The organism is Bradyrhizobium sp. YR681 (genome assembly GCF_000282615.1).
Classification (GTDB): Bacteria; Pseudomonadota; Alphaproteobacteria; order Rhizobiales; family Xanthobacteraceae; genus Bradyrhizobium.
Window position 1 is genome coordinate 1 of record NZ_AKIY01000234.1, and the last position, 21,862, is coordinate 21,862.

Below are 21,862 nucleotides of genomic sequence, written 5' to 3' on the forward strand. Positions count from 1 at the left end.
CTTGCGCGGCAAGACCATCGCCGTGCTCGGTCTCACCTTCAAGCCCGACACCGACGACATGCGCGACGCGCCGTCGATCCCGCTCGTGACAGGCCTGATCGACATGGGCGCGAAGGTGAAAGCCTTCGATCCCGTCGGCATGGAGCAGGCCAGGGGCGAGTTGCCCAGCATCACCTATTGTGAGGATGCCTATTCCTGCGCGCAAGGAGCCGATGCCATCGTCATCGTCACCGAATGGGTGCAGTTCCGCGCGCTCGATCTCGACCGGTTGAAGGCGACCATGGCCCAGCCGGTCGTCGTCGACCTCCGCAACATCTACCGCCCCGAAGAGATGGCGGCCGCCGGCTTCGTCTATGAGAGCATCGGGCGCTCGTCGCAGGCTTAAGCAGGTCGTTTGAAGCAAAACGTCGCCCGCCTCATCCTGGGGCGGGCGAAATCGTCTCTGCTGCGATATGATCCGGTCGCATCAGGCCGCCGTGTTTTGGCCCGTCAGCCTCGCTGCCGCCACGGAGATTGTCATGACCGACGACACGCAAACGATCCGCAGCGGTGGACTTGCCGCAACCATCAAGGCGCACGGCGCCGAGCTGTGCTCGCTGAAGGACGGTAGCGGCACCGAATTCGTCTGGCAGGCCGGACCGGAGTGGCAGCGCCATGCGCCATTGCTGTTTCCGATCGTCGGGCGTCTTGCCAATGACGAAATGCGGCACAAAGGCAAGACCTACCGGATGACCCAGCACGGCTTTGCGCGCGACAGCCGCTTCGCGTGGCTGGAGCGCGGCGCGAGCCGGTGCACGCTGGTGCTCGAGGACAGCGAGACGACGCGTGCACTCTATCCGTTCGCGTTCCGCCTGACGGCCACCTACACGCTTGACGACGCCGGTCTCGATCTCTCGCTCACGGTCGTCAATACCGGCGACGAGACATTGCCGGTGTCGCTCGGTGGCCATCCCGCTTTCAACTGGCCGCTTCAGGCTGGCGTGTCGAAGGAGAGCTACGCGCTGACCTTCACCAACGAGGAGCCATCTCCGGTTCGGCGTGTCGAGGGCGGCCTTCTGCTTGCGGCGACGGATCCGAGCCCGGTTCGAGGCACCGTGCTTCCCCTGTCGGAATCCCTGTTCACCAGCGACGCCGTCATCCTCGATCCCGTCAACAGCCATGCGGTTCGCTATGCGGCGGGGCAAGGCGCCGGGCCCTGGCTCAAGATGTCATGGCGCGGCTTTCGCGAACTCGGCGTCTGGTCGAAACCGACGGGCGCGCCGTTCCTCTGCATCGAGCCCTGGCGCGGCTATGCCAGTCCCAAGGACTTCGACGGCGAGTTCAGCGACAAGCCGGGCCTGATGCACATCGCGGCCGGCGCGGAAGAACAGCTGTCGTACCGGATCGAGGTGGGATCGTCCTGAGACGGCCCTCAGACCTCGATCCGCGTGAGATCCTCGCCGAGCACGACGGGGCCCGAATAGTCTCGTCGCACATCCGCGAGCAGTGCGTTCAGCATGGAATCCTCGGTGCGCGGCCGGTGGTGGGTCAGCGCGAGCTTCTTGACGCCGGCCCTGGCCGCGACCTTGCCGACCGTGTCGCCGCAGGCGATCGTGAATTTCGCAAGCCGGCGGAGGTGCTCGTTGTTGATTTCCGGTGTCGCGAGAAAACAGCACTGGACCAGCAGGTCGGCTCCTTGTGCCAGCCGCTCGAGACCGGGGCAGGGGACTGTGTCGCCTGAAATCGCGATGACCTTGCCTTCCGCTTCGAAGCGGAAGCCGAGACACATCCAGCGTGCGAGAAATGCCGGCGACATGTCGAGGCCGTCGCCATGCGAGACGAGTTCGGCGCTGATCTTCCAGCGTCCGGTGTCGAGCACGGGGCCGGGAACGATGTCGGTTGCGACGACCGGTTTCCAGCCGCCGAAGGTCGGCTCGCCCTGATCGCGCCAGGCGATGTCCTTGTCGTAGACCTGCGTGACCAGCGTGTTGACGAGCCGCTCGGTATCGGGCGGACCGTAGATGCGCAGCTCGTCCTTGCGCCCGTGCATCCACGAATTCAGCATCACGTCGTAGAGGTCGCCGATATGGTCGAAATGGTGATGCGTGAGAAAGACCGTGTCGATGGCGCCGAGCGGCACGCCGGCCTTGTGGAGCTGCACCATGACGCCGCGGCCGGCATCGAACAGGATGTTCTCCTCGCCGAGCCTGATCAGCGTGGTCGTCGCCATGCGGCGCGGGTCCGGGCGTGGGCCGCCGGTGCCGAGCAGGATGACGTCCATGGTGCCTACTCCGGTGTGAAGCCGGTCGAAGAGTAGATTCGAAGCTGGCGGCGAGGCAAGCCGCGTCGGGCTCGTGGTCAGTGCATGCCCGTCGCAGCGGCGGCGATGTTCGGCCGGAGGGGCGAGCGGTCTGGTGCGGCGGAGGTCAGGCGATGCGCAAGAGCCTGCGCGTGCCGCTCGACCAGGTACCAGCTCGCGCGCGCGACCAGATAGCTGAGCGCGGCGGTGACGGAATAGGCGATCAGCAGCGAGACCAGCCCGTCCGCGAGCGGCCAGATCTGGCGCAGGCCGTAGATCACCGCGAAATGCGACAGATACATCGAATAGGAATTGCGGCCGAGCGCCTCGACCGGCCGGAGCCGGATCGCAAGCTTGATGCAGCCGGCAACCAGCGCGCCGAGCACGAGGTTGATCATCAGGTAGTTGAATTCGTGCGAGATGGTCGCGCGATCGGCGACGAAGGATAGCGCGATGAAGACGGCGACGATCGCGGCGTCCGACTTTGCAAAGCCGTCGCGAAGCGAGAAGAACAACGCGCAGCCGACCAGGAAAACAGGCAGCTGGTTCAGGAAGCTGAGGTGCAGCGCCGTCCAGACGAAGGCCTCGTGGCCTGGTCCGTAATAGGCCGAGAACAGCGCGAACGCCCACGGCTTGAACAGGCAGACATTGACGAGGTGCAGCGCGATCGCCAGCGCGAGATAGAGATGGCGGCGCGATCCGAAGGCCGTGATCAGCAGCGGGAAGACCAGATAGAAGATCATCTCCGCGGCAATCGACCAGTCGCCCGGCACCACGCTGTTGACGCTGTCGGGCCAGAAGCCGTGCAGGAATGTCGCGGTCAGGATCACCTGGAGCGGCCCGATGCCGTTGGGCGCGTTGGCGCTCGGCCCCATGCCGTTGACGGCGAGGTAGAGCGGGATCGCGAGCCAGAACAGCGGCGCGATGCGCAGGAAGCGGCGGATGTAGAATTTGCGCGTCGGATTGGCTTCGACGCGTTGTGTCCACATCAGGCACATCGTCATGGCGCTGACGAAGTAGAATATGTTGACGCCGGTCCAGCCGCACATGAAGGCGAAGTCGACGGCGCGGATGTTCGATGGAAAAGATTGTGAAACGTGGATCGCCATCACGCCGACGATGGCGAGGCCGCGCAGGAAGTCGAGGCTGTGCGAACGGCTGAGGCGCGCTGCGCCTTCCTCGTTTCGACCGGCAGCCAACCGGGCCTGCCCCTGCATCACGCCTGCTCCGTGGTTTCCAATCGCAAGCGGGGACCATAGAGGTGCGGCCGGCTTTCCCGAAGCCGAACACCTTCTTTACGTTAACCAGCGGTTGAATCCGCATTGCGACAAGCGGAACCCGACGTGCTCGGGGCCAATTCCCGGACACCGATGCGCGCGATGAGAAGTGTGGGGCAATTCATACTTAATACTTCAAGACCGTGACCAATATTGTTTGGGCAGCACAACACGCCTAGTATTCAGCAGGCAATTTCGGGGGCTCGAACCAGTCGTGAATGTTCGTTCACAGGACGGCGCCTTGCGCGACGACTTGAATTTCCAGGTCGGCCCGCAGGCACACAGGACATCCAACATCGTGGCTGATTCCGCACGTCAGGAAGCGCGTCCCGCGGGCCGCGAGCGGCTGATCGTCGTCGAGGACGATCCGGTGACACGGACGATGCTGGTGGGCTATTTCAGCGAGAATAATTTCGACGTGGTCGGCGCCGGCTCCTGCGCCGAATGCCGCCAGGCGCTGCGCGGGCGCGCCGATCTCGTCTTCCTCGACGTGCAATTGCCCGACGGCGACGGTTTCGAGCTTGCCAAGGAAATCCAGGCGACCAGCAACGCCGGCATCATCTTCGTGACCCGCCGCGACACCGACGTCGATCGTATCCTCGGCCTCGAGATCGCCGGCGACCATTACGTCACCAAGCCGATCAACCTGCGCGACCTGCTCGCGCGTGCACGCAGCGTGTTGCGGCGGCGCTCGATCGACCGCAAGGCGGCGCGCAACCACAATTCGATCGCGTTCGGCGACTGGATCATCGACCTGACGCGGCGCGAGCTGCTCGGCAGCGACGGCAAGCCGGTGTCGCTGACACGCGCCGAGTTCGACCTGCTGGCGGCACTGGTCGGCGCCGACGGCAGGCCGCTCAGCCGGGACTATCTGATCGAGGTCGTCAGCAACCGCCAGGCCGAGGTCGACATCCGCACCGTCGATGCGCTGGTGGCGCGGCTGCGCCGCAAGCTCGTCGGCAGCGGCACGCCCGTGATCACGACCGTCACCGGCGTCGGCTACAAGCTCGCGCTCAGCGAGCGGCTCTAGAAGCGTATTGGCCGCATCGTCGTCAGCGCGATGCGACCCGCTTCCATTTTGCTTCGATACGAGCTTTGATCAGGCCGATTTTGGCTTCATGAGCGGCCCAGTAAGCGCGGCTGGCAGCCGCCGTTCCCTGGTGATAGCGGGCATAGACGGCTTTGGGTTGAGCCGGCGTTTTGGCGAGACGCGCCGATTTTGCCGAGGCGGTTGGAGCCACGGGCGCTGGCGCCGCTTCTGGTGTTGACGGCGCCGCTGCCTGGGCGGGCGTCGGCGACAATCCCATGGCGAGCAGGCGGTTCCGGGCACGATTGCAGTAGACGTGGGAGCGCGGAGTCATGGTTTCCTCGCCATGACCGGCCCGATACTTCATCAACGCGCGGCAGAGATCGCTCCCCGCCAAAGTCCACGCACGGCTGAGGTAAAGCACGCCATAATGGATGTTGGTCTCTGGTACAGCAAGTTCCGCGTCGCTTCCCCTAAAACCCAGCATTCTAGCGGTCTCAAGCCGCACCTGCATGAGGCCGACTTCGCCGACGCTGCCGATCACCGCGGGGTTATAGCCGCTTTCGACGAAGACGACGGCTTCAGCGATGTCCGCAGGAAGGTTCGTGCCTTTCGTTTCCTTCTCGATGATTGCCCGAACGGCCGCACGTGACGTCGGCGTTTCCCCGGCGCCGAACTCTCCGGCCTTGCCGCCGATTGCCGAAGTCGTGCTGACGTCCTGCGATATGTCGTCGCTGGCGTGGCCACTCGTTGCGGCAAGTGAAAGCAGGACGGCCCCGACGCGGCCCCACGTCGCGAAGAGATGTAAATGTGCCTTGTCTCTTGGCATAAGGCAGGCAGTACACCTGTAATATTAATAAACTGAGGCGGGCTGTGCTTCATTTCTTTGCAGCACGGAACGGGTCGCTGGGCGCGAATCTCGGAACGCCCAACAAGCTGCTTGGTTATCTCTAAGAACAGCAGGGAGAACCGGCATGAACGCGTCCAAATTTGCACTCGTACTACTCGTCTCTTTGGCGACGGCTACCAGCTCTTACGCTCAAGGCGCGGGAGGGGCTGGCGGAGCCGGTGCGGCGGGGAGCGGCGCTACCGCAGGCGCTGGCTCAGGGAGCGCTGGTTCGGCAGGAACTGCCACGGGTTCGGCAGGAATGAACGGGACCGGCCACGCAGCCACCGGTACGGGCGGAACGCCTTCCTCTGCAACTCCCAATCAAGCGCAGAATTATTTTAATCCCAGCGGCGGTGCCTCTGGTCGCAGTGCAACGAGTACGACGAACAATCAGGCAGCACCGAGCCCCGCCGGAACGACGACCGGCCAGGCCCAGCAAAATTCAGGAGCAGGTCACACCACCAACGGGCTTCCCGTCGGTTCGTCCGGCTCGGGACCCGGATCGCCGGAACAACCGATCGGATCCGGGCGCTAGCTCAGATAGCCGCGAATCTTACGTCGCCCGGAGCATCGTATCGCCTGGTCTGGAGGATGCCGATGCAAGGAAACAAATCTCGTTTATGGAGCGAGGAGGACGATGAGCGCCTCCTTGCGCTGAATGAGAAGAACGAGCCACCGAAGCGCATTTCGATTCTACTGGGACGAAGTGAACGCGCGGTCGCCTTGCGATTGAAGGAATTGGGCCGTAAGCCTCGGAAGCGCCTCGGTCGACATTGACAGTGCCTATCGCGCGCGCAAGCTTTGGTCTGTAGATGTCTGCCGCGTCGTCCCGGCGAGCCGGTCATCGACCGCATAGAGCGTGCAGGTGGGCGACCATTTCAGGCAGGCGCCGAGCGAATCACGCTGGGCATCGTCGGCGGTGGTCCGCCCTGAACGCCAGCCGTAGCCGCCGTTCGGCGACACCGCAAAGGCCTTGTGCGGCATGGTGCTGGCGAGATAGCGGGAGAATTCGGCGCGCGCGGCCTCGTTGAGCTGGCTCGGCGGCGGCAGCGGATCGGGCGGGCTCAGGACGTCACGGCCAAGTCCCCGCTCGCGCAGGAAGGCATCCAGGTAGGGCGTCCATTGCGGACGTCCGACCACGGAGTAGAGATAGTGGCCATCGTCGCCGTAAGGCGGCGCCGCTATGAACTTTGCGTTACCGCCATTGCCGCGAAATCCCTCATGGAGACGGCGGGCGAGGTCGGGACCGAAGAACAGGTCGTTGGTCGCATAGACCCACAGCATCGGCACGCGCGAGGTCTTGCCGAAGGCGGCGAAGGCCTGCACCAGCCCATCCGGATTGCAGACATCGTCGTCATCCCGCGAGCCGCGGCCGCCGGCAAAGCTGATCGCGGCGACCAGACCGTTCGGTGCCTGTGCCGTCAGCGCGACGGTGGCGAGCCCGCCGGCGGAATGGCCGGCGGCGATCATGCCCGAAATCGTGACGTCGCTGCGCCGCCCCATCGCGTCGATCGCCGCGCGCAAATCCGCGACCGCGACCGCGGCGGCCGGCAAATAAGCCGCGTTGGCGCAGCCGCCGACACTGTCGACGCGTCCGCCGGGCGAGGTGCCGTAGCCGCGCCGCATCACGATCAGCGCGGCAAAGCCGCGGCGGGCATATTCCAGCGCGATGCCGTAATATTTGTGCGCCGACATGGTCGCCCGGTCGTCGAAACTGCGCGGCGAGCCGTGGCTGAGCAGCGCCAGCGGATAGCGCTTCGTCCCCGCCGGCCGCACCAAGAACGCCTCCAGCCCCTGCGGTCCGGCCTCGACCATGGGGATGCGGAGATCCTCGGTGTAGAACTCCGCGGCGCGCGCCGGCGCACTGGCCATGACGAGGCCGGCGATCAGCAGCAGCAGTTGTCGCGAAGGGATCATGGGACGATTCGAAAAGCCTCGGTGATGGTGAGCATAGCACGGTCCCGTAGCCCGGATGAGCGAAGCGACATCCGGGGCGGCTGGTCCCGCATATCGCTTCGCTCATGCGGGCCACGGCACCGTCGCCACCACCCCAGGGAACGCCATCCCCATCACCCGTGTTGTGCACTTGGCGGCGCCCCGGCCGATGCTATGCTGCTCTGCAATCTCTACGACAGGACGAGGATATTTCAGTGGCTGATGTTCATCCCGCGGCGGGCAAGCAGGTTTCGCCGGACGCGCTCACCAACGTTCCGCGGCTGGTGACGGCCTATTTCGCCGGCAAGCCTGATGTCGCCGATCCGGCGCAGCGGGTGGCGTTCGGCACCTCCGGCCATCGCGGCACCTCGTTCAAGAACACGTTCAACGAGGGCCACATCCTCGCGACCACGCAGGCCATCTGCGATTACCGAAAGGAAAAGGGCCTGACCGGCCCGCTTTTCATCGGCATCGACACCCATGCGCTGGCCGAGCCGGCGCTGGTCAGCGCCGTCGAGGTGTTCGCGGCCAACGGCGTCGATGTCATGATCGACAAGGACGGCGGCTACACGCCGACGCCTGTTATCTCGCACGCGATCCTCACCTACAACAAGGGCCGCAGTAGCGGCCTCGCCGACGGTGTCGTCGTCACGCCCTCGCACAATCCCCCCGAAGACGGCGGCTACAAGTACAATCCGCCGCATGGCGGCCCGGCCGACACCGACGTCACCGGCGTGGTCGAGAAGCGCGCCAATGCCTATCTCGCCGATGGCCTCAAGGGCGTCGCGCGCATGGACTACGCCAAAGCGAAAAAGTCGGCGAACGTGCACGAATACGACTTCATCACGCCTTACGTCGCCGATCTCGGCAACGTCGTCGATCTCGATCTCGTCAAATCCGCCGGCATCAATATCGGCATCGATCCGCTCGGCGGTGCCGCCGTGCATTACTGGCATCCGATCATCGCGCGCTACGGCCTGAAGGCCACGGTGGTGAACGAGGCGATCGACCCGACCTTCCGCTTCATGACGGTCGACTGGGACGGCAAGATCCGCATGGACTGCTCCTCGCCTTACGCGATGGCGAGCCTGATCGCGATGCGCGATCGTTTCGACGTCGCGTTTGCCAACGACACCGACGCCGACCGCCACGGCATCGTCACGCGCACCGGCGGCCTGATGAACCCGAACCATTATCTGGCGACCGCGATCTCCTACCTGTTCGCGCACCGCCCGAACTGGGGCAAGGACGCCGCGATCGGCAAGACCGTGGTGTCGAGCTCGATCATTGATCGTGTCGCCAAAAAACTCGGCCGCAAGCTGGTGGAGACGCCGGTCGGCTTCAAATGGTTCGTCGACGGCCTCGTCGGCGGCAGCTTCGGCTTCGGCGGCGAGGAGAGCGCAGGGGCCTCGTTCCTGCGCCGTGACGGCACGGTGTGGACCACCGACAAGGACGGCATCATCCTCGGCCTGCTCGCTGCCGAGATCATGGCCAAGACGGGCCGCGATCCCAGCCAGCTGTTCGGCGATCTCACCGCCGAGTTAGGGGTGCCCCACTACGCCCGCATCGACGTCGCCGCCACCACGCCGCAGAAGAACATTTTGAAATCAGTCACGCCCGAGCAGCTTGGCCTGAAGGATCTCGCCGGCGATCCGGTTCGCGCGACGTTGAGCAAGGCGCCGGGCAACGGCCAGCCGTTCGGCGGCATCAAGGTCGAGACCGATTTCGGCTGGTTCGCGGCAAGGCCGTCCGGCACGGAGGACGTCTACAAGATCTACGCGGAGAGTTTCCGCAGCACCGAGCACCTGAAGCGGATTCAGGACGAGGCCCAGGCGGGGCTGAAGAAGGTGTTCGGGGCGTAGCTGCCGAGTCAAAGCGCCGCTCTCGCTGCCCTCCGGGGGAGGTACTCGCAGTATCAACAGGTGTCATCACCCGCGAAAGCGGGTGATCCAGTACGCCGTGACGCCAATTGAATGAACCAATGACCGCCACGGCGTACTGGATTCCCCGCTTTCGCGGGGAAGGACAGCGAGGCTAATTATGTATACATGTATCCGGTTTTAGGTATTATAATACGACATATTTGACCTTGAACGATTCCATCCTTCCGTTATTGTATACATAACGCATACATAAGCCTTGGGAGATCGCCGGTGACAAAACCCTTCCCCATGAACGCCTGGTACGCCGCCGCCTGGGACGCGGAGGTGAAGCCGGCGCTGCTGCCGCGGACGATCTGCGGCAAGCATGTCGTGATGTACCGCAAGGCCGATGGCTCCGTGGCCGCGCTGGAGGATGCCTGCTGGCACCGCCTGGTGCCGCTGTCCAAGGGCCGGCTCGAAGGCGACACCGTCGTCTGCGGCTATCACGGCCTGAAATACAATGCGCAGGGGCGCTGCACCTTCATGCCCTCGCAGGAGACCATCAACCCGTCGGCCTGCGTGCGCGCCTATCCCGTGGTCGAGCGTCACCGCTACATCTGGCTCTGGATGGGCGATCCCGCGCTGGCCGATCCCGCGCTGGTGCCCGACATGCACTGGAACCACGATCCGGCCTGGGCCGGCGACGGCAAGACCATCCGCGTCAATTGCGACTACCGCCTCGTGCTCGACAACCTCATGGACCTCACCCACGAGACTTTTGTGCACGGATCCTCGATTGGAAACGACGCCGTGGCGGAAGCGCCGTTCGACGTCACCCATGGCGAGAAGACGGTGACCGTGACGCGCTGGATGCGCGGCATCGAGGCGCCGCCGTTCTGGGCCAAGCAGCTCGGCAAGCCCGGCCTGGTCGACCGCTGGCAGATCATCCGCTTCGAGGCGCCCTGCACCATTGCGATCGACGTCGGCGTCGCGCCGACCGGGACCGGGGCGCCGGAGGGCGACCGCTCGCAGGGCGTCAACGGCTTCGTGCTTAACACCATCACGCCCGAGACCGAGAAGACCTGCCACTATTTCTGGGCCTTCGTGCGCAACTACCAGATCGGCGAGCAGCGCATCACCACCGAGATCCGCGAGGGCGTCTCCGGCATCTTCCACGAGGACGAGCTGATCCTCGAGGCGCAGCAGCGCGCGATGGACGAGAATCCCGATCGCATCTTCTACAACCTCAACATCGACGCCGGCGCGATGTGGACGCGCAAGCTGATCGACAGGATGGTGGCCAAGGAAAACCCGCCGCAGCACCTTCAGGCCGCGGAGTAAGCCGACATGGCCGAGCGCGAGGTCGACCGCTCCGTCTCGCAGACGGTGAAGGCGCAGCTCGCGCTGCGCGACCAGATCTTGTCCGGCTCCTTGCGACCAGGCGAACGCATCTCCGAGCTTCAGGCCGTGGAGACTACCGGCGCCTCGCGCACGCCGGTGCGCATGGCGCTGGTGCGACTGGAGGAGGAGGGCCTGCTGGAGGCGATCCCCTCCGGCGGCTTCATGGTGAAGGCGTTTTCGGAGCGTGATATCTCCGATTCCATCGAGCTGCGCGGCACGCTGGAAGGCCTCGCCGCGCGGTTCGCCGCCGAGCGCGGCGTCTCCGCGCGTGAGCTCGAGCCGCTGAAGGAGTGTCTCGCCGCAATCGATGAATTGCTGCGCCAGGTGCCGATCTCGGTCGATGCCTTCTCGTCCTATGTCACGCTGAACGCGCGCTTCCACGCGTTGCTCACGGAACTATCGCGCAGCCCGCCGCTGATCCGGCAGATCGACCGCGCTTCGGCACTGCCGTTCGCATCCCCAAGCGGGTTCGTGATGGCGCAGTCGGCATTGCCCGAAGCGCAGCAGATCCTGATCATCGGGCAGGAACACCACCGCGTCGTCATCGACGCCATCGAGAACCGCGAAGGCGCGCGTGCCGAGGCCGTGATGCGCGAGCACGCCCGGCTCGCGGTGCGCAATCTGCGGCTGGCGCTGCGCAACCGGACCCATCTCGACCTGTTGCCGGCGCTCGCGCTGATCAAGACCGCAACCGACTAGGGGAGTGCCATGCGCTTCATCGAAACCTGGATTCCGGCCACGCTCGTCTCGACGCGCGATCTTGCGCCCGGCATCCGCGAATTCCTGATCCTGCCGGACCGGTTCGACGGCGCGGCCTATCCGGTCGGCAGCCACATCAATGTCAGCGTCACCATCGACGGCCTGCCCGAGACGCGGTCCTACTCGCTGGTCGGCGAGGCCACCTCGCGCGGCCTCAAGATCGCGGTGCGCCGCGCCGAGGATTCCCGTGGCGGCTCGCGCTACATGTGGCAGCTGTCACCGGGCGCACGGCTCGACATCACCCAGCCGTCGTCGCTGCTCGCGGTCGACTGGGCGCGTCAAAACTATTGCCTGATCGCCGGCGGCATCGGTATCACGCCGATCCTCGGTGCGGCGCAGGCGCTGGCGCGGCGCGGGGCTGATGTCACGCTGCACTATGCGGTGCGCTCGCGCGGCGAGGCCGCCTATCTCGACGATCTCTCAGGGATGCTCGGCGATCGCCTGGTGGTTCACGCCAGCGACGAAGGCAAGCGGCTCGATCTCGATGCGCGGTTCGCGTCACTGCCGGCGGGAGCGCTGGCGCTGTTCTGCGGTCCGATGCGGATGCTGGACGCCGCGCGCCACGCCTGGATCGGTGCCGGCCATCCGCTGCCCGATCTCCGCTACGAGACCTTCGGCTCCAGCGGCACGCTGCCGACCGAAAGTTTTCGCGTGCGCCTGAAGGGCTCGAACGTCGAGCTCGAAATTCCCCGCGAGCGCTCGATGCTGGATGTGCTCAACGCCAGCGGTCACGACGTGATGTACGATTGCAAGCGCGGCGAGTGCGGCCTCTGCGCCATCGACGTGGTCGATGTCGACGGCGAGATCGACCATCGCGACGTCTTCTTCAGCGACCACCAGAAGCAAAGCAACCAGAAGATCTGCGCCTGCGTATCGCGCGCGAGAGGCACGATCACGGTGGATACGCTGCTCCGCGCGGATGCGATCTGAGGCTGGGTTATCGGCCTGCATGGTTCGAGACGCGCCGCAAGCGGCGCTCCTCACCATGAGGGTCTAAGAGGTTTCGCCGTGGAAAAGACCTCATCCTGAGGAGCCGGCCAAAGGCGGGCGTCTCGAAGGATGGCCGCAGAATGAATCACGCCGCAAAGATCGCCCGCAGCTTCTTCGTGTCCAGCAGCTTCAAGACCGCATCTGCCGACACCGGCCGGCTGATCAGATAGCCCTGGACTTCGTCGCAACTGATCTGGCGCAGATATTCGAGCTGGTCGGCGGTCTCGACGCCCTCCGCGACGACGTCGATGTTGAGGTCTCGCGCCAGCGAGATCACCGATTTCACGATCGCGGCGCAGTCCGGCTGCACCAGCATGTCGCGAATGAAGGACTGGTCGATCTTGATGCGGCTGAACGGCAGCTTGCGCAGGTAAGTCAGCGATGAGAACCCGGTGCCGAAATCGTCGAGCGCGACGGTGACGCCGAGTTGCAGCAGCGCGTTCAGGATCGAGGCGGCCGAGCCGTATTTCGACAGCAGCATCGATTCCGTGATCTCGATCTCGAGTCGGCTGGGAGATACCTTCGCGTCCGCCAGCGCCTGGACGATGCTCTGAAGGATGCCGGTGTTGTGAAACTGTGCGGCGGAGAAATTCACGGCGACCCTGATCTCCTCGGGCCAGTCCGCCAGCGTCGCGCAGGCGCGCCGGATCACCCATTCGCCGATCTCGTGGATCAGCCCGGTCTCCTCGGCGACAGGGATGAACTCGCTCGGCGGCACCAGTCCGCGCGAAGGATGCTGCCAGCGCAGCAGCGCCTCGAAGCCGGTGATGCGGTTTTCGCCGAGGTCGAGGAATGGCTGAAACACCAGGAACAGTTCGTTCCTGGCGATGGCGCCCGCCAAATCCGATTGCAGAGCCTTGCGGTCGCGCGAGGCCTTGTCGTCGGCTTCCTCGAAGAAGCAGACCGTGCCGGGGCCGGCCTTCTTGGCGCGGTAGAGCGCGGTATCGGCGTTCTTCATGACGTCGAGTGGCGTGTTGCCGTCGCGCGGCGCCAGCACGATGCCGACGCTGGTCGCGCCAAGGATCTCGCGGCCCTCGATCGGGAACGGTTCGGCAAAGGCCGCGACGAACCGCTCGGCGATCTCGAGCGCATCCTCGGGGCGTGCCAGATTGGCCATCACCAGCGCGAACTCGTCGCCGCCGATGCGCGCGACGTGCTCGGCCGCGCGGGTGCAGCGTTGCAGCCGGCTTGCGACCTGGACCAGGAATTCGTCGCCGGCGGGATGGCCGAACTTGTCGTTGATCTCCTTGAAGCGATCGAGGTCGAGCAGCAGCACCGCGAACTCCTCGCCTGACAGGGCAAGGCGCTTCAGCGCGGCATCGAGCGTCTCGTTGAAGGCGAAGCGGTTGGGCAGCAGCGTCAGCGGGTCCTGCCGCACCGTGCGTTCAGCCTCGACCTGCCGCATCACGCGCCGTGCAAACGACAGCGAATTGACGAACACCGCGCGGAGCAGCACAGACCCGTATACCACCACCAGGATCGCCACCAGCACATAGGCCGGATCGCCGTCGCGGCTGAGGCAGATGGCGATGCCGACGAAGATCGGGGCGGTGAAGGCAATGGCCGCGATCGGGATCGTGGCGAAGGCCAGCGCGCCGCCGGCGAGCATTCCCGAGCAAAGACAGGTGATGACGAGCTGGCCGCCGGCGGAGGCGTCGGCGAAGAAGGCGACCGGCACGATGCCCCAGGCCGCCCCGAGCACGAAGGCATTGCGCACCAGCCGATGCATGGCGCGGCGCGAGACGAATTGCGGTTTTGTGATCCGGCGCGAGGCGTGGGATTGCAGGCCGAACGCGATCGCGGCGACAGCCACGACGACGGCCCAGATCAGGGCGAGCTTCCAGTCCGGCGAATGCCACAGCGCAATCGCGAGCACGATGGCGTTGCAGGCATTGGCGAGCATGATGCCGACCGAATAGCCGAGCACCAGCGACATCTGTTCGGCACGGATATGGCCGGCCATGGCGTCGTCGGTTGCGGGACTGCCGAACGCCGACATATCGCCGGCAAACAGCCGCGCGAAATAGCTGGTCAGTTGAGTCCGCATTCCAGAGCCTAGCAGCATGGGCCGGTGGTCCGGCTCGATCGGGAGAATTCGCCGCAAACCTTTGACGAACTATGAATTATCCCCGTTCACCACGCGCGCCGTGACCACTTCTGCGTGTTCGCGTGCGGTATCGATAACAAATCGATACAAATGCGGCGCCTCGCGTTACGGCTGTCACGCGAGGAAACATGATTGCATCATGTCCGCCGTCTGCCCGTGAAAGCCTGCGCCGCAACTTCCAGGTGAATCCCGGGCGACCGGCTGGCCGGTCTCGCGTCCGCCAGAGCTAAACAGGGCGCTTCGTCAGCCTGTCATCGCCATCCCTCGCGCATTCTCAATCAGCGCACGAATTCCGCTGCCTTGCAGCCTCGTGCGTCGAGATATAACGGCCGGTATCTGATTGCCGCGCAGTGTTGCCTAATAGACATAGTGCGAACTTAAGGTTCCATTTACTCTATCTCAGCGCGAAATCTTGGAATTTTGGAATTGCCGGTGGTTGGAATGGGAATGAAGCGTCTATTGCTGGCGAGTTCGGCATTGGCGAGCTGCCTGTTTTCGGTATCGGCGCAGGCCCAAAGCTACACCTGGGGCGGTACCGGCAGCACCACGACCACCACCGACTACAATCTCGGCACGAACTGGTCCAATCCGCCGGCGGGTGCGCCGCCGGTCAACGCCGGCCAGTCCGCTCAGTTCGGTGCGACGGGCACTGCGACGGTCACGGTCACCGCCGGCCCGATCACGCCGGATTCGTGGACCTTCACGGCAGCATCCCAGAGCTACACTGTGTCGGGGCAGGCCGTGAACTTCAACGGCGCCGGGCCGAACCTGATCAACAACGCCAATGCCGGCCAGGCCATCTCGATCAGCAACAACATGACCGGCGCCGGGATCTCCCAGGCCGGCGCCAGCACGTTGACGCTGAGCGGGACCAATTCGTTCACCACGACCAGCATCACCGCCGGAACCCTCGTGAACAGCGGCTCGCTCACCTCGACCATCACGAACAGCGCGACCTTCACGAACAACAACAACGTCGTTGGTGACATCACCAACTCCGGCATCTTCGGCAACAATGGCACCGTGACGGGTGCGCTCAGCCAGTCGGCGGGAAGCACGACCAACGCAGGAACCATCACCAGCACGGTCTCTCTGACGGGCGGCTCGATCACCAACAACGTCGGCGGCCAGGTCCAGGGCGCCACCACGAACAATGGCGGCACGGTGACCAACTACGCCACCATGGCCGGCGTGACCAACACCTCCGGCACGTTCAATAACTATAACGGCGGTACGATCACGACGCTGAACAACAACGGCGGTAGCGCCATCAATGCGACCGGCGCGACAATCTCCGGCGCCGCGACCATGTCGGCGGGCAGCTTGGGGAACTACGGTACGATCGCCGGCACGCTCGACATGACGGGCGGCAGCCTTATCAACGGCGTTCACGGGCAGATCCAGGGCACCACCACCAACAACGGCGGCACCGCCAGCAACTACGACTCCATGGCCGGCGTGATCAACACGTCCGGAACATTCACCAACTACTACATCGGTTCGATCACGACACTGAACAACAATGGTGGGACCTTCGACAACAATGGAACGATTTCCGGCGCCGTGACGGTCTCGGCCGGCACCCTCACGAACGTCGGTTCCTATGCCCAAATCCAGGGCGCGACCACCAACAACGGCGGCACCGTGATCAACAGCTTCGCCACGATGGCCGGCGTGACCAACACGTCAGGAACGTTCAACAACAACAACGGTGGTTCGATCACGACGCTGAACAACAACGGCGGCACCTTTGCGAATGCGAGCGGCGCCACGGTCTCCGGCGCGGCGACGATCTCCGGTGGCGATGTGACGAACGCCGGCACGTTCTCCAGCACGCTCGGCCTGACCGGCGGCACGTTCACCAACAACACCGGCGGCCAGGTCCAGGGCACGACGACGAACAACGGCGGCACGGTGAACAACAACGCCACCATGGCCGGCGTGACCAACACATCCGGATTGTTCAAGAACAACAACAACGCCACGATCACGACGCTGACCAACGATGGCGGCACCTTCCAGAACGATGATCAGGGCAGGGTCACTGGCGCCGCGACCATATCTTCAGGCATCGTGCAGAATGCCGGCACGTTTGCGAGCACCCTCGGACTGACGGGTGGCTCATTCCTCAATGCCGGCACCGCCTTTGTCCAGGGTGCGACGACGAACAACGGCGGCACGGTGACCAACGGCGGCCAGATGGCCGCTGTGACCAACACCTCCGGAACGTTCAACAACAACTTCGGTTCGATCACGACGCTGAACAACAATGGCGGCATCTTCAACAATGCCGCCACGATCAGCGGCGCGGCGACGATCTCCGGTGGCACGGTGTTCGTGACCGGCAGCGGCAGCATCGGTGGCGCGGTGAGCCTCACCAATGCGGCGGGAACGCTCGATATTTCCGGCGTCAGCACAGGTCTTTCGATCACCGATTTCTCGGGTGTCAGCGGCAGCACCGTGAACCTCGGTGCCAAGAATTTGACGATCTCGGGTGGCACGCAGGTCTTTGGCGGTGTGATCCAGGGCAGCGGCAATCTGGTTATTGCCAGCGGCGCCGCAGAGGGGTTGTCGGGCATCAGCAGCTACACCGGAACGACCACGGTCAACGGTGGCCTGCTCAAGGTCGATGGCTCGATCGCCGCCTCGTCGATGACGACATTGAACGGCGGCTTACTCCTGGGCACCGGCACCGTCGGCAATCTCACCGTCAACGGTGGCATCTTCACGCCCGGCGGCGGCACGGTCGGCGGATCCATGACGGTTTCCGGAAGCCTCGTCATGGCCGCCGCTTCGACGTATCTCGTGGAAGTGACGCCGGCGACGTCCACCTCTGGCATCGTCACCGGCAATGCGAATCTCGGTGGCGCAACCCTGGGCGCCAACTTCGCGGCCGGCAGCTACGTCGCCAAGACATACACGGTCCTGTTCGCCGGCAGCATCACCGGCGCGTTCGATCCCACCGTCTCGACCCTTGGTCTGCCCGCGGGCTTCAGCACCAGCATAAGCTATGATGCAACTCTCACCCACGCCTATCTGAACCTGGTCCTCAACTTCGCGCCGCCATCGGGAAGCCTGAACGTCAACCAGCAGAACGTCGGCAATACCATCGTCAATTTCTTCAACACCACCGGCGGGATCCCGATGGCGTTCGGCAGCCTGACGCCGGCAGGGCTGACGCAGCTCTCGGGTGAAGCGGGCAGCGCTTCGCAGCAATCGACGTTCAATGCCATGACCCAGTTCATGGGTGTGATGACGGACCCCTTCGTCGCCGGCCGCGGCGATCCCGTCAGCGCCGGCGGTGCGCCGAATGCCTATGCCGACGAGAGCCTGGCTTACGCAGCAGCGGGGAAGGGCCGCCCGGCCAACGCACGCGATGCCTTCGCCGCCTACACCAAGGCGCCGGTCGCGCCGGCCTTCGAGCAGCGCTGGAGCGTCTGGGCGGCCGGCTTCGGCGGTTCGCAGCAGACGGACGGCAACGCCGTGCTCGGCTCCAACACCACCACCAGCAGCCTCTACGGTACGGCCGTCGGGGCGGATTATCGCCTGTCGCGCGACACGCTGCTCGGTTTTGCACTCGCCGGCGGCGGCACCAATTTTTCGGTTGCCAACAATCTCGGTGGCGGCCGCTCCGACCTGTTCCAGGCCGGCGCCTTCTTCCGCCACAACGCCGGCCCCGCTTACATCACCGGCGCGCTCGCCTATGGCTGGCAGGACATCACCACCGACCGCACCGTGACCGTCGCCGGCGTCGACCGCCTGCGTGCCGAGTTCAAAGCCAATGCGTATTCGGGCCGGCTCGAGGGCGGCTATCGTTTCGTCTCGCAAGGAATCGGTCTGACACCATATGCGGCGGCGCAGGTCATGGCATTCGACCTGCCCGCCTATGCCGAACAGGCGATCAGCGGCAGCAACCAGTTCGCGCTCGCCTATGGCGCCAAGACCGCGACCGATACCCGCAGCGAGCTGGGCCTGCGTACCGACAAGTCCTTCGCCCATAATGACGGCATCGTCACGCTGCGCGGCCGCGTCGCCTGGGCCCACGACTTCAACTCCAGCCGTGCGATCGGCGCGACGTTCCAAACCTTGCCCGGCGCCAGCTTCGTCGTGAACGGCGCGGCGATGGCATCGGAGACGGCGCTGGTCACCGCATCGGCCGAGAAGAAATGGCTCAACGGCTGGGCGGCGGCCGCGACGTTCGAGGGCGAGTTCTCCAACGTCACCCGCAGCTACGCCGGCAAGGGCGTGGTGCGCTACGCCTGGTGAGGCCGTTGGCTTGATCATCGCGAGCTGGAGCGAGATGAGATCAAGTTCGAATGCCGCTATGAGGGAGGTGCGCTCCCTCCCCCGCTTGCGGGGGAGGGTTGGGGAGAGGGTGTCTCCGCTCGCGAGAGCCCCCAAGAGGAGAGAACCCTCACCCGGCGCGTTGCGCCGACCTCTCCCGCAAGCGGGAGAGGTGCACCGGGTCCGCGGCCGCTTGATTGAACTTAAATCCACTCTGCCTTCGCGTAGACGCTCCAGCGAAGGCCAGGAACAAAAGGAGAGGGCGGCCATTAAGGTCTCATGACCGGTGCGCCCATATCAGCCACTCGCGCTGCAAGTCTTGCCATCGTTGCCGTCGCGGCCATTGCAGCTTTTGGGCGACCCGTCGGCGCGGACCCATCGTCCGCGAGCCCACCGCTGAAAAGTCCCGCCGACTTTTCGTCGATCTCGAACACGAGCGAGCGCTCGCGCGCGATCTTCGACGAAATCAGCAAGGTCATCACCCATCCGCGATGCATGAACTGCCACCCCGCGGGCGACCACCCGACACAGGGCGACGATCTTCACGAGCACATGCCCCCCATCTGGCGTGCCGAGACCGGGCATTTCGAAGCAAATTGCTCCGGCTGCCATAGCTCCCGCAATTTCACGCTTCACGAGCCGGCCTCCTATCGCAGCATCCCCGGTCACCCCCGATGGGGCTTCGCGCCGATGTCCATGGCGTGGCAAGGCAAGTCGCTGGGCGAGATCTGCCGCCAGTTGAAGGATGTCCAGGCCAATGGCGGCCGCGACCTCGCCGCTCTGCACGAGCATATCGCCACGGACGATCTGGTCGGCTGGGCCTGGAATCCCGGCGAAGGTCGTAAGCCCGCGCCCGGGAGCCAGGCGGCGGCCGGTGAACTGGTCCAGGCGTGGATAGACAGCGGCGCGGAGTGTCCACGCTAGTTCACCACCCGAGCTGCTGCGGGTCGTAAAGAACCGCTCCTCGATCAGCTTGTCGCCTTGTCAGTCTCCCAGCCGATCTCCTCCAGCGTGCGCGTGCCAGCCTTCGGCTCGCCATTGGCTTTTTGTCGCCTCCCGGCCGAATCGAACGCCCCTTGGATCGCGTGATACGATTCGTGGGCCGACCGGCCACCGAGCGCCGCGTCGGCACTGGATGCACTCGAAATCCCTAGGGCCTGTCCATGAGCGAGCCTTCAGCCGATATTTCGGCAACGGTCGAATACACGATGGACAAATGGCGGATGGACAGGGTTCCCTGGGCCATGTGGGCTTGCGTCGCAGGCCTTGCGATCGCGCTTCATGCCGAGAGCCGCGGCCAGCATGGCGCGGCTCTGGCTGCCGTCTATCTGGCTCTCCTGGGGCTGGCGTTCGCGGGCTATGCACTGACGACCCTGATCGGCCGGTCCGGGCTGCCTCTGCTGCTGGAACTGTTGATCGGCGCCCTTGTCCTGATCATCGTCTCCGGCGTCATCGGTGCGATCAGCCTGATGGTCGGCGGGTCGAGCGGCCGCTCCAGCTACGTCGGCACCATGCACAGTTTCTATTGGAGCCATCTCGTGAACCCGTCGCTGAATGTTTTCGGCTGGATGGTGCTCTATTTGGGATCGGGATGGATCGTCTTTTCGTCTTATCGGCACTTCTATGCGGATCGGGCCGTCCTCTCCTTGTCGTCCGCAGGCATCCGGTTTCACAGGCTCTGGCTTGGGGGTCTCTTCATTCCCTGGTCGGAGGTGCGGGGGGTGGGCCACCTGGAGGTGCCCGGCATCTCGGGGTCGCCGTTCGTCAGTCCGTATTCCGCGGCCGTCACGGTCGGTCAGGATTTCTATGAGCAGCACGTTGCGCCGAAACGCAGCTTCCTTGCGCCACCTGGCTCCGAAGCCATGTTCCAGCCGAAAGGCAAGATGATGCAGGTGGTGCTGAACAGCGCCGACATGACGGTCAAGCCCGAGGATTTTCTCGGGCCTGCCGAGGCGCGCTGGAGGGCATTCCGGGATCAACCCGCCTCGTCATCCCGGCACGGCGGCACCATCGTCTACGGACGCTGGTCGATCGATGGCTCTCGGTGGCAGGCCGTTCACTTTCTAGCGCCGCTCGTCGGCATCGTCGTGGTCATGCTGTATCGATAAGGGCAATCCTGCTCAACGTCCGAGCTGTTTCGGATCGTAGAAGAAGCGCTCCTCGATGATCTCATTGCCTCGCCAGGTCTGCCACGCGACCTCCTCCAGTGTCCGCGTCACGCCCTCGGCGTTGGTGAAGGAGAATTTCCAGCGGCTGGCGACGATGTCGCCATCGATCAGGCTCGAGCCGAGGCGCACGGCAGTGACTTGCTTGAACGCAGCCAGCACGCCGCGCTCCTTGTCCGCGAGCTTGTCGCGACCGACGGTCGGCGCGGCGTTGTTCTCATAGGTGGCAGCGTCGGGCATATAGAATTGCTCGATCGCGCCGACAAAATCCCCGTTCTCCAGTCGCTTCGCAAATGCTTCGACAATGTCACGGTCCGGCATGGCGCACCTTTCGACTAAACCGACTGATGGTCGGTAAATACCGACCGATGGTCGAAAAGTCAACTGGCCGGTTGCGCCGAATTCGATTAGACAGGACTCATGGCGAAACAGGCGGAGCGGCGCGCAGCAACCACGGAGGCAATCCTGACGGCGGCACGCCGGCTGTTCGGGACGCAGGGCTTTGCAGCCACCACCATGGACGAGATCGCGGCAGGTGCCGGCGTCGCCAAGGGCGCGGTCTATCATCACTTCAAGACCAAGGAGGCCGTGTTCGAGGCGGTGTTCGATGTTGTTTCGCGTGATCTCGTCGCCGAGATCGACCGCGCCGCGCGCACCGAAAAGGACGTGCTCGCCGCGATGGTCGCCGGCACCCAGCATTATTTCGCCGCGACCGCCAAGGGGCCGACCGGCCAGATCATTTTGCGGGACGGCCCGGCCGTGCTCGGCTGGGAGCGCTGGCGCGAGATCGACGCAAAACACTTTGGCGGCAAGATGCCGCGCGCGCTCTTCGCGGCCATGGAAGCCGGCCTGATCGCCAAGCAGCCGGTCGAGCCGCTGGCGCGGCTG

At 64.7% G+C, this 21,862-nt stretch carries 17 protein-coding genes; 11 read left to right on the forward strand and 6 right to left on the reverse strand.

What is annotated here, in order from left to right; translation table 11 throughout:
* Both PMI42_RS24970 and PMI42_RS24975 read left to right on the forward strand, forming a co-directional pair.
* A partial coding sequence (locus tag PMI42_RS24970; protein ID WP_035966577.1) for a UDP binding domain-containing protein occupies nucleotides 1-385 on the forward strand: 385 nt, incomplete at its 5' end.
* A gap of 133 nt (nucleotides 386-518) precedes the next feature.
* Complete coding sequence (locus PMI42_RS24975) at nucleotides 519-1,403, forward strand: aldose 1-epimerase family protein (protein ID WP_008139240.1); 885 nt, start codon at nucleotides 519-521, stop codon at nucleotides 1,401-1,403.
* 8 nt (nucleotides 1,404-1,411) lie between these two features.
* On the opposite strand, the gene PMI42_RS24980 is transcribed toward PMI42_RS24975, so the two are convergent.
* Together PMI42_RS24980 and PMI42_RS24985 are read right to left on the reverse strand one after the other, a co-directional pair.
* Nucleotides 1,412-2,260, reverse strand: a complete 849-nt coding sequence (locus PMI42_RS24980; RefSeq protein WP_008139242.1) for an MBL fold metallo-hydrolase — start codon at nucleotides 2,258-2,260, stop codon at nucleotides 1,412-1,414.
* Between the two features lie 77 nt (nucleotides 2,261-2,337).
* Complete coding sequence (locus tag PMI42_RS24985; protein WP_008139243.1) at nucleotides 2,338-3,495, reverse strand: acyltransferase family protein; 1,158 nt, start codon at nucleotides 3,493-3,495, stop codon at nucleotides 2,338-2,340.
* A 274-nt stretch (nucleotides 3,496-3,769) separates the two neighbouring features.
* Between PMI42_RS24985 and PMI42_RS24990 the strand changes: the two genes are divergently transcribed.
* Nucleotides 3,770-4,585 (forward strand): response regulator transcription factor, encoded by an 816-nt coding sequence (locus PMI42_RS24990; RefSeq protein WP_035966578.1) that lies wholly within the window; start codon nucleotides 3,770-3,772, stop codon nucleotides 4,583-4,585.
* A gap of 22 nt (nucleotides 4,586-4,607) precedes the next feature.
* Here PMI42_RS24990 and PMI42_RS24995 read toward each other — a convergent pair whose 3' ends face one another.
* A complete protein-coding gene (locus PMI42_RS24995) occupies nucleotides 4,608-5,411 on the reverse strand; it encodes a transglycosylase SLT domain-containing protein (RefSeq protein WP_008139246.1) in 804 nt (267 codons plus the stop codon).
* A gap of 843 nt (nucleotides 5,412-6,254) precedes the next feature.
* Nucleotides 6,255-7,388, reverse strand: a complete 1,134-nt coding sequence (locus PMI42_RS25005) for an alpha/beta hydrolase family protein (protein ID WP_008139247.1) — start codon at nucleotides 7,386-7,388, stop codon at nucleotides 6,255-6,257.
* Nucleotides 7,389-7,621: 233 nt separating this feature from the next.
* Here PMI42_RS25005 and pgm point away from each other — a divergent pair, with 233 nt between their 5' ends.
* The 4 genes from pgm to PMI42_RS25025 all read left to right on the forward strand — a co-directional run bounded on the left by pgm (nucleotide 7,622) and on the right by PMI42_RS25025 (nucleotide 12,358).
* Nucleotides 7,622-9,268, forward strand: coding sequence for a phosphoglucomutase (alpha-D-glucose-1,6-bisphosphate-dependent) (gene pgm / locus PMI42_RS25010; protein WP_008139248.1), 1,647 nt, complete (start codon nucleotides 7,622-7,624; stop codon nucleotides 9,266-9,268).
* A 291-nt stretch (nucleotides 9,269-9,559) separates the two neighbouring features.
* The gene (locus PMI42_RS25015) at nucleotides 9,560-10,609 is read left to right on the forward strand and encodes an aromatic ring-hydroxylating dioxygenase subunit alpha (protein WP_008139251.1); all 1,050 of its coding nucleotides are present in this window, start codon (nucleotides 9,560-9,562) and stop codon (nucleotides 10,607-10,609) included.
* Nucleotides 10,610-10,615: 6 nt separating this feature from the next.
* Nucleotides 10,616-11,368 (forward strand): GntR family transcriptional regulator, encoded by a 753-nt coding sequence (locus tag PMI42_RS25020; protein ID WP_008139252.1) that lies wholly within the window; start codon nucleotides 10,616-10,618, stop codon nucleotides 11,366-11,368.
* Nucleotides 11,369-11,377: 9 nt separating this feature from the next.
* Nucleotides 11,378-12,358 carry a PDR/VanB family oxidoreductase gene (locus PMI42_RS25025; RefSeq protein ID WP_008139255.1) on the forward strand — a complete coding sequence of 327 codons (981 nt, stop codon included), beginning with the start codon at nucleotides 11,378-11,380 and terminating at the stop codon, nucleotides 12,356-12,358.
* Between the two features lie 145 nt (nucleotides 12,359-12,503).
* Here PMI42_RS25025 and PMI42_RS25030 read toward each other — a convergent pair whose 3' ends face one another.
* Complete coding sequence (locus PMI42_RS25030; RefSeq protein WP_035966583.1) at nucleotides 12,504-14,465, reverse strand: putative bifunctional diguanylate cyclase/phosphodiesterase; 1,962 nt, start codon at nucleotides 14,463-14,465, stop codon at nucleotides 12,504-12,506.
* 507 nt (nucleotides 14,466-14,972) lie between these two features.
* On the opposite strand from PMI42_RS25030, the gene PMI42_RS25035 reads away from it, so the two are divergent.
* From PMI42_RS25035 to PMI42_RS25045, 3 genes are all read left to right on the forward strand, one after another.
* A complete protein-coding gene (locus tag PMI42_RS25035) occupies nucleotides 14,973-18,791 on the forward strand; it encodes an autotransporter outer membrane beta-barrel domain-containing protein (RefSeq protein WP_008139259.1) in 3,819 nt (1,272 codons plus the stop codon).
* A gap of 297 nt (nucleotides 18,792-19,088) precedes the next feature.
* The gene (locus PMI42_RS25040) at nucleotides 19,089-19,733 is read left to right on the forward strand and encodes a hypothetical protein (protein ID WP_008139260.1); all 645 of its coding nucleotides are present in this window, start codon (nucleotides 19,089-19,091) and stop codon (nucleotides 19,731-19,733) included.
* A gap of 239 nt (nucleotides 19,734-19,972) precedes the next feature.
* A complete protein-coding gene (locus PMI42_RS25045; protein ID WP_008139262.1) occupies nucleotides 19,973-20,917 on the forward strand; it encodes a hypothetical protein in 945 nt (314 codons plus the stop codon).
* Between the two features lie 12 nt (nucleotides 20,918-20,929).
* Here PMI42_RS25045 and PMI42_RS25050 read toward each other — a convergent pair whose 3' ends face one another.
* The gene (locus PMI42_RS25050) at nucleotides 20,930-21,295 is read right to left on the reverse strand and encodes a nuclear transport factor 2 family protein (protein WP_008139264.1); all 366 of its coding nucleotides are present in this window, start codon (nucleotides 21,293-21,295) and stop codon (nucleotides 20,930-20,932) included.
* 99 nt (nucleotides 21,296-21,394) lie between these two features.
* Here PMI42_RS25050 and PMI42_RS25055 point away from each other — a divergent pair.
* A partial coding sequence (locus PMI42_RS25055; protein ID WP_008139266.1) for a TetR/AcrR family transcriptional regulator occupies nucleotides 21,395-21,862 on the forward strand: 468 nt, incomplete at its 3' end.

Excerpts from the sequence above, each read along its gene's own strand:
- PMI42_RS24975 (WP_008139240.1), top strand. The coding sequence starts at position 519 with ATGACCGACGACACGCAAACGATCCGCAGCGGTGGACTTGCCGCAACC.
- PMI42_RS25025 (WP_008139255.1), top strand. The coding sequence starts at position 11,378 with ATGCGCTTCATCGAAACCTGGATTCCGGCCACGCTCGTCTCGACGCGC.
- PMI42_RS25030 (WP_035966583.1), bottom strand. The coding sequence starts at position 14,465 with ATGCGGACTCAACTGACCAGCTATTTCGCGCGGCTGTTTGCCGGCGAT.
- PMI42_RS24980 (WP_008139242.1), bottom strand. The coding sequence starts at position 2,260 with ATGGACGTCATCCTGCTCGGCACCGGCGGCCCACGCCCGGACCCGCGC.
- PMI42_RS25005 (WP_008139247.1), bottom strand. The coding sequence starts at position 7,388 with ATGATCCCTTCGCGACAACTGCTGCTGCTGATCGCCGGCCTCGTCATG.
- PMI42_RS24995 (WP_008139246.1), bottom strand. The coding sequence starts at position 5,411 with ATGCCAAGAGACAAGGCACATTTACATCTCTTCGCGACGTGGGGCCGC.
- PMI42_RS25020 (WP_008139252.1), top strand. The coding sequence starts at position 10,616 with ATGGCCGAGCGCGAGGTCGACCGCTCCGTCTCGCAGACGGTGAAGGCG.
- PMI42_RS25050 (WP_008139264.1), bottom strand. The coding sequence starts at position 21,295 with ATGCCGGACCGTGACATTGTCGAAGCATTTGCGAAGCGACTGGAGAAC.
- PMI42_RS24985 (WP_008139243.1), bottom strand. The coding sequence starts at position 3,495 with ATGCAGGGGCAGGCCCGGTTGGCTGCCGGTCGAAACGAGGAAGGCGCA.
- PMI42_RS25040 (WP_008139260.1), top strand. The coding sequence starts at position 19,089 with ATGACCGGTGCGCCCATATCAGCCACTCGCGCTGCAAGTCTTGCCATC.
- PMI42_RS25035 (WP_008139259.1), top strand. The coding sequence starts at position 14,973 with ATGAAGCGTCTATTGCTGGCGAGTTCGGCATTGGCGAGCTGCCTGTTT.
- PMI42_RS25045 (WP_008139262.1), top strand. The coding sequence starts at position 19,973 with ATGAGCGAGCCTTCAGCCGATATTTCGGCAACGGTCGAATACACGATG.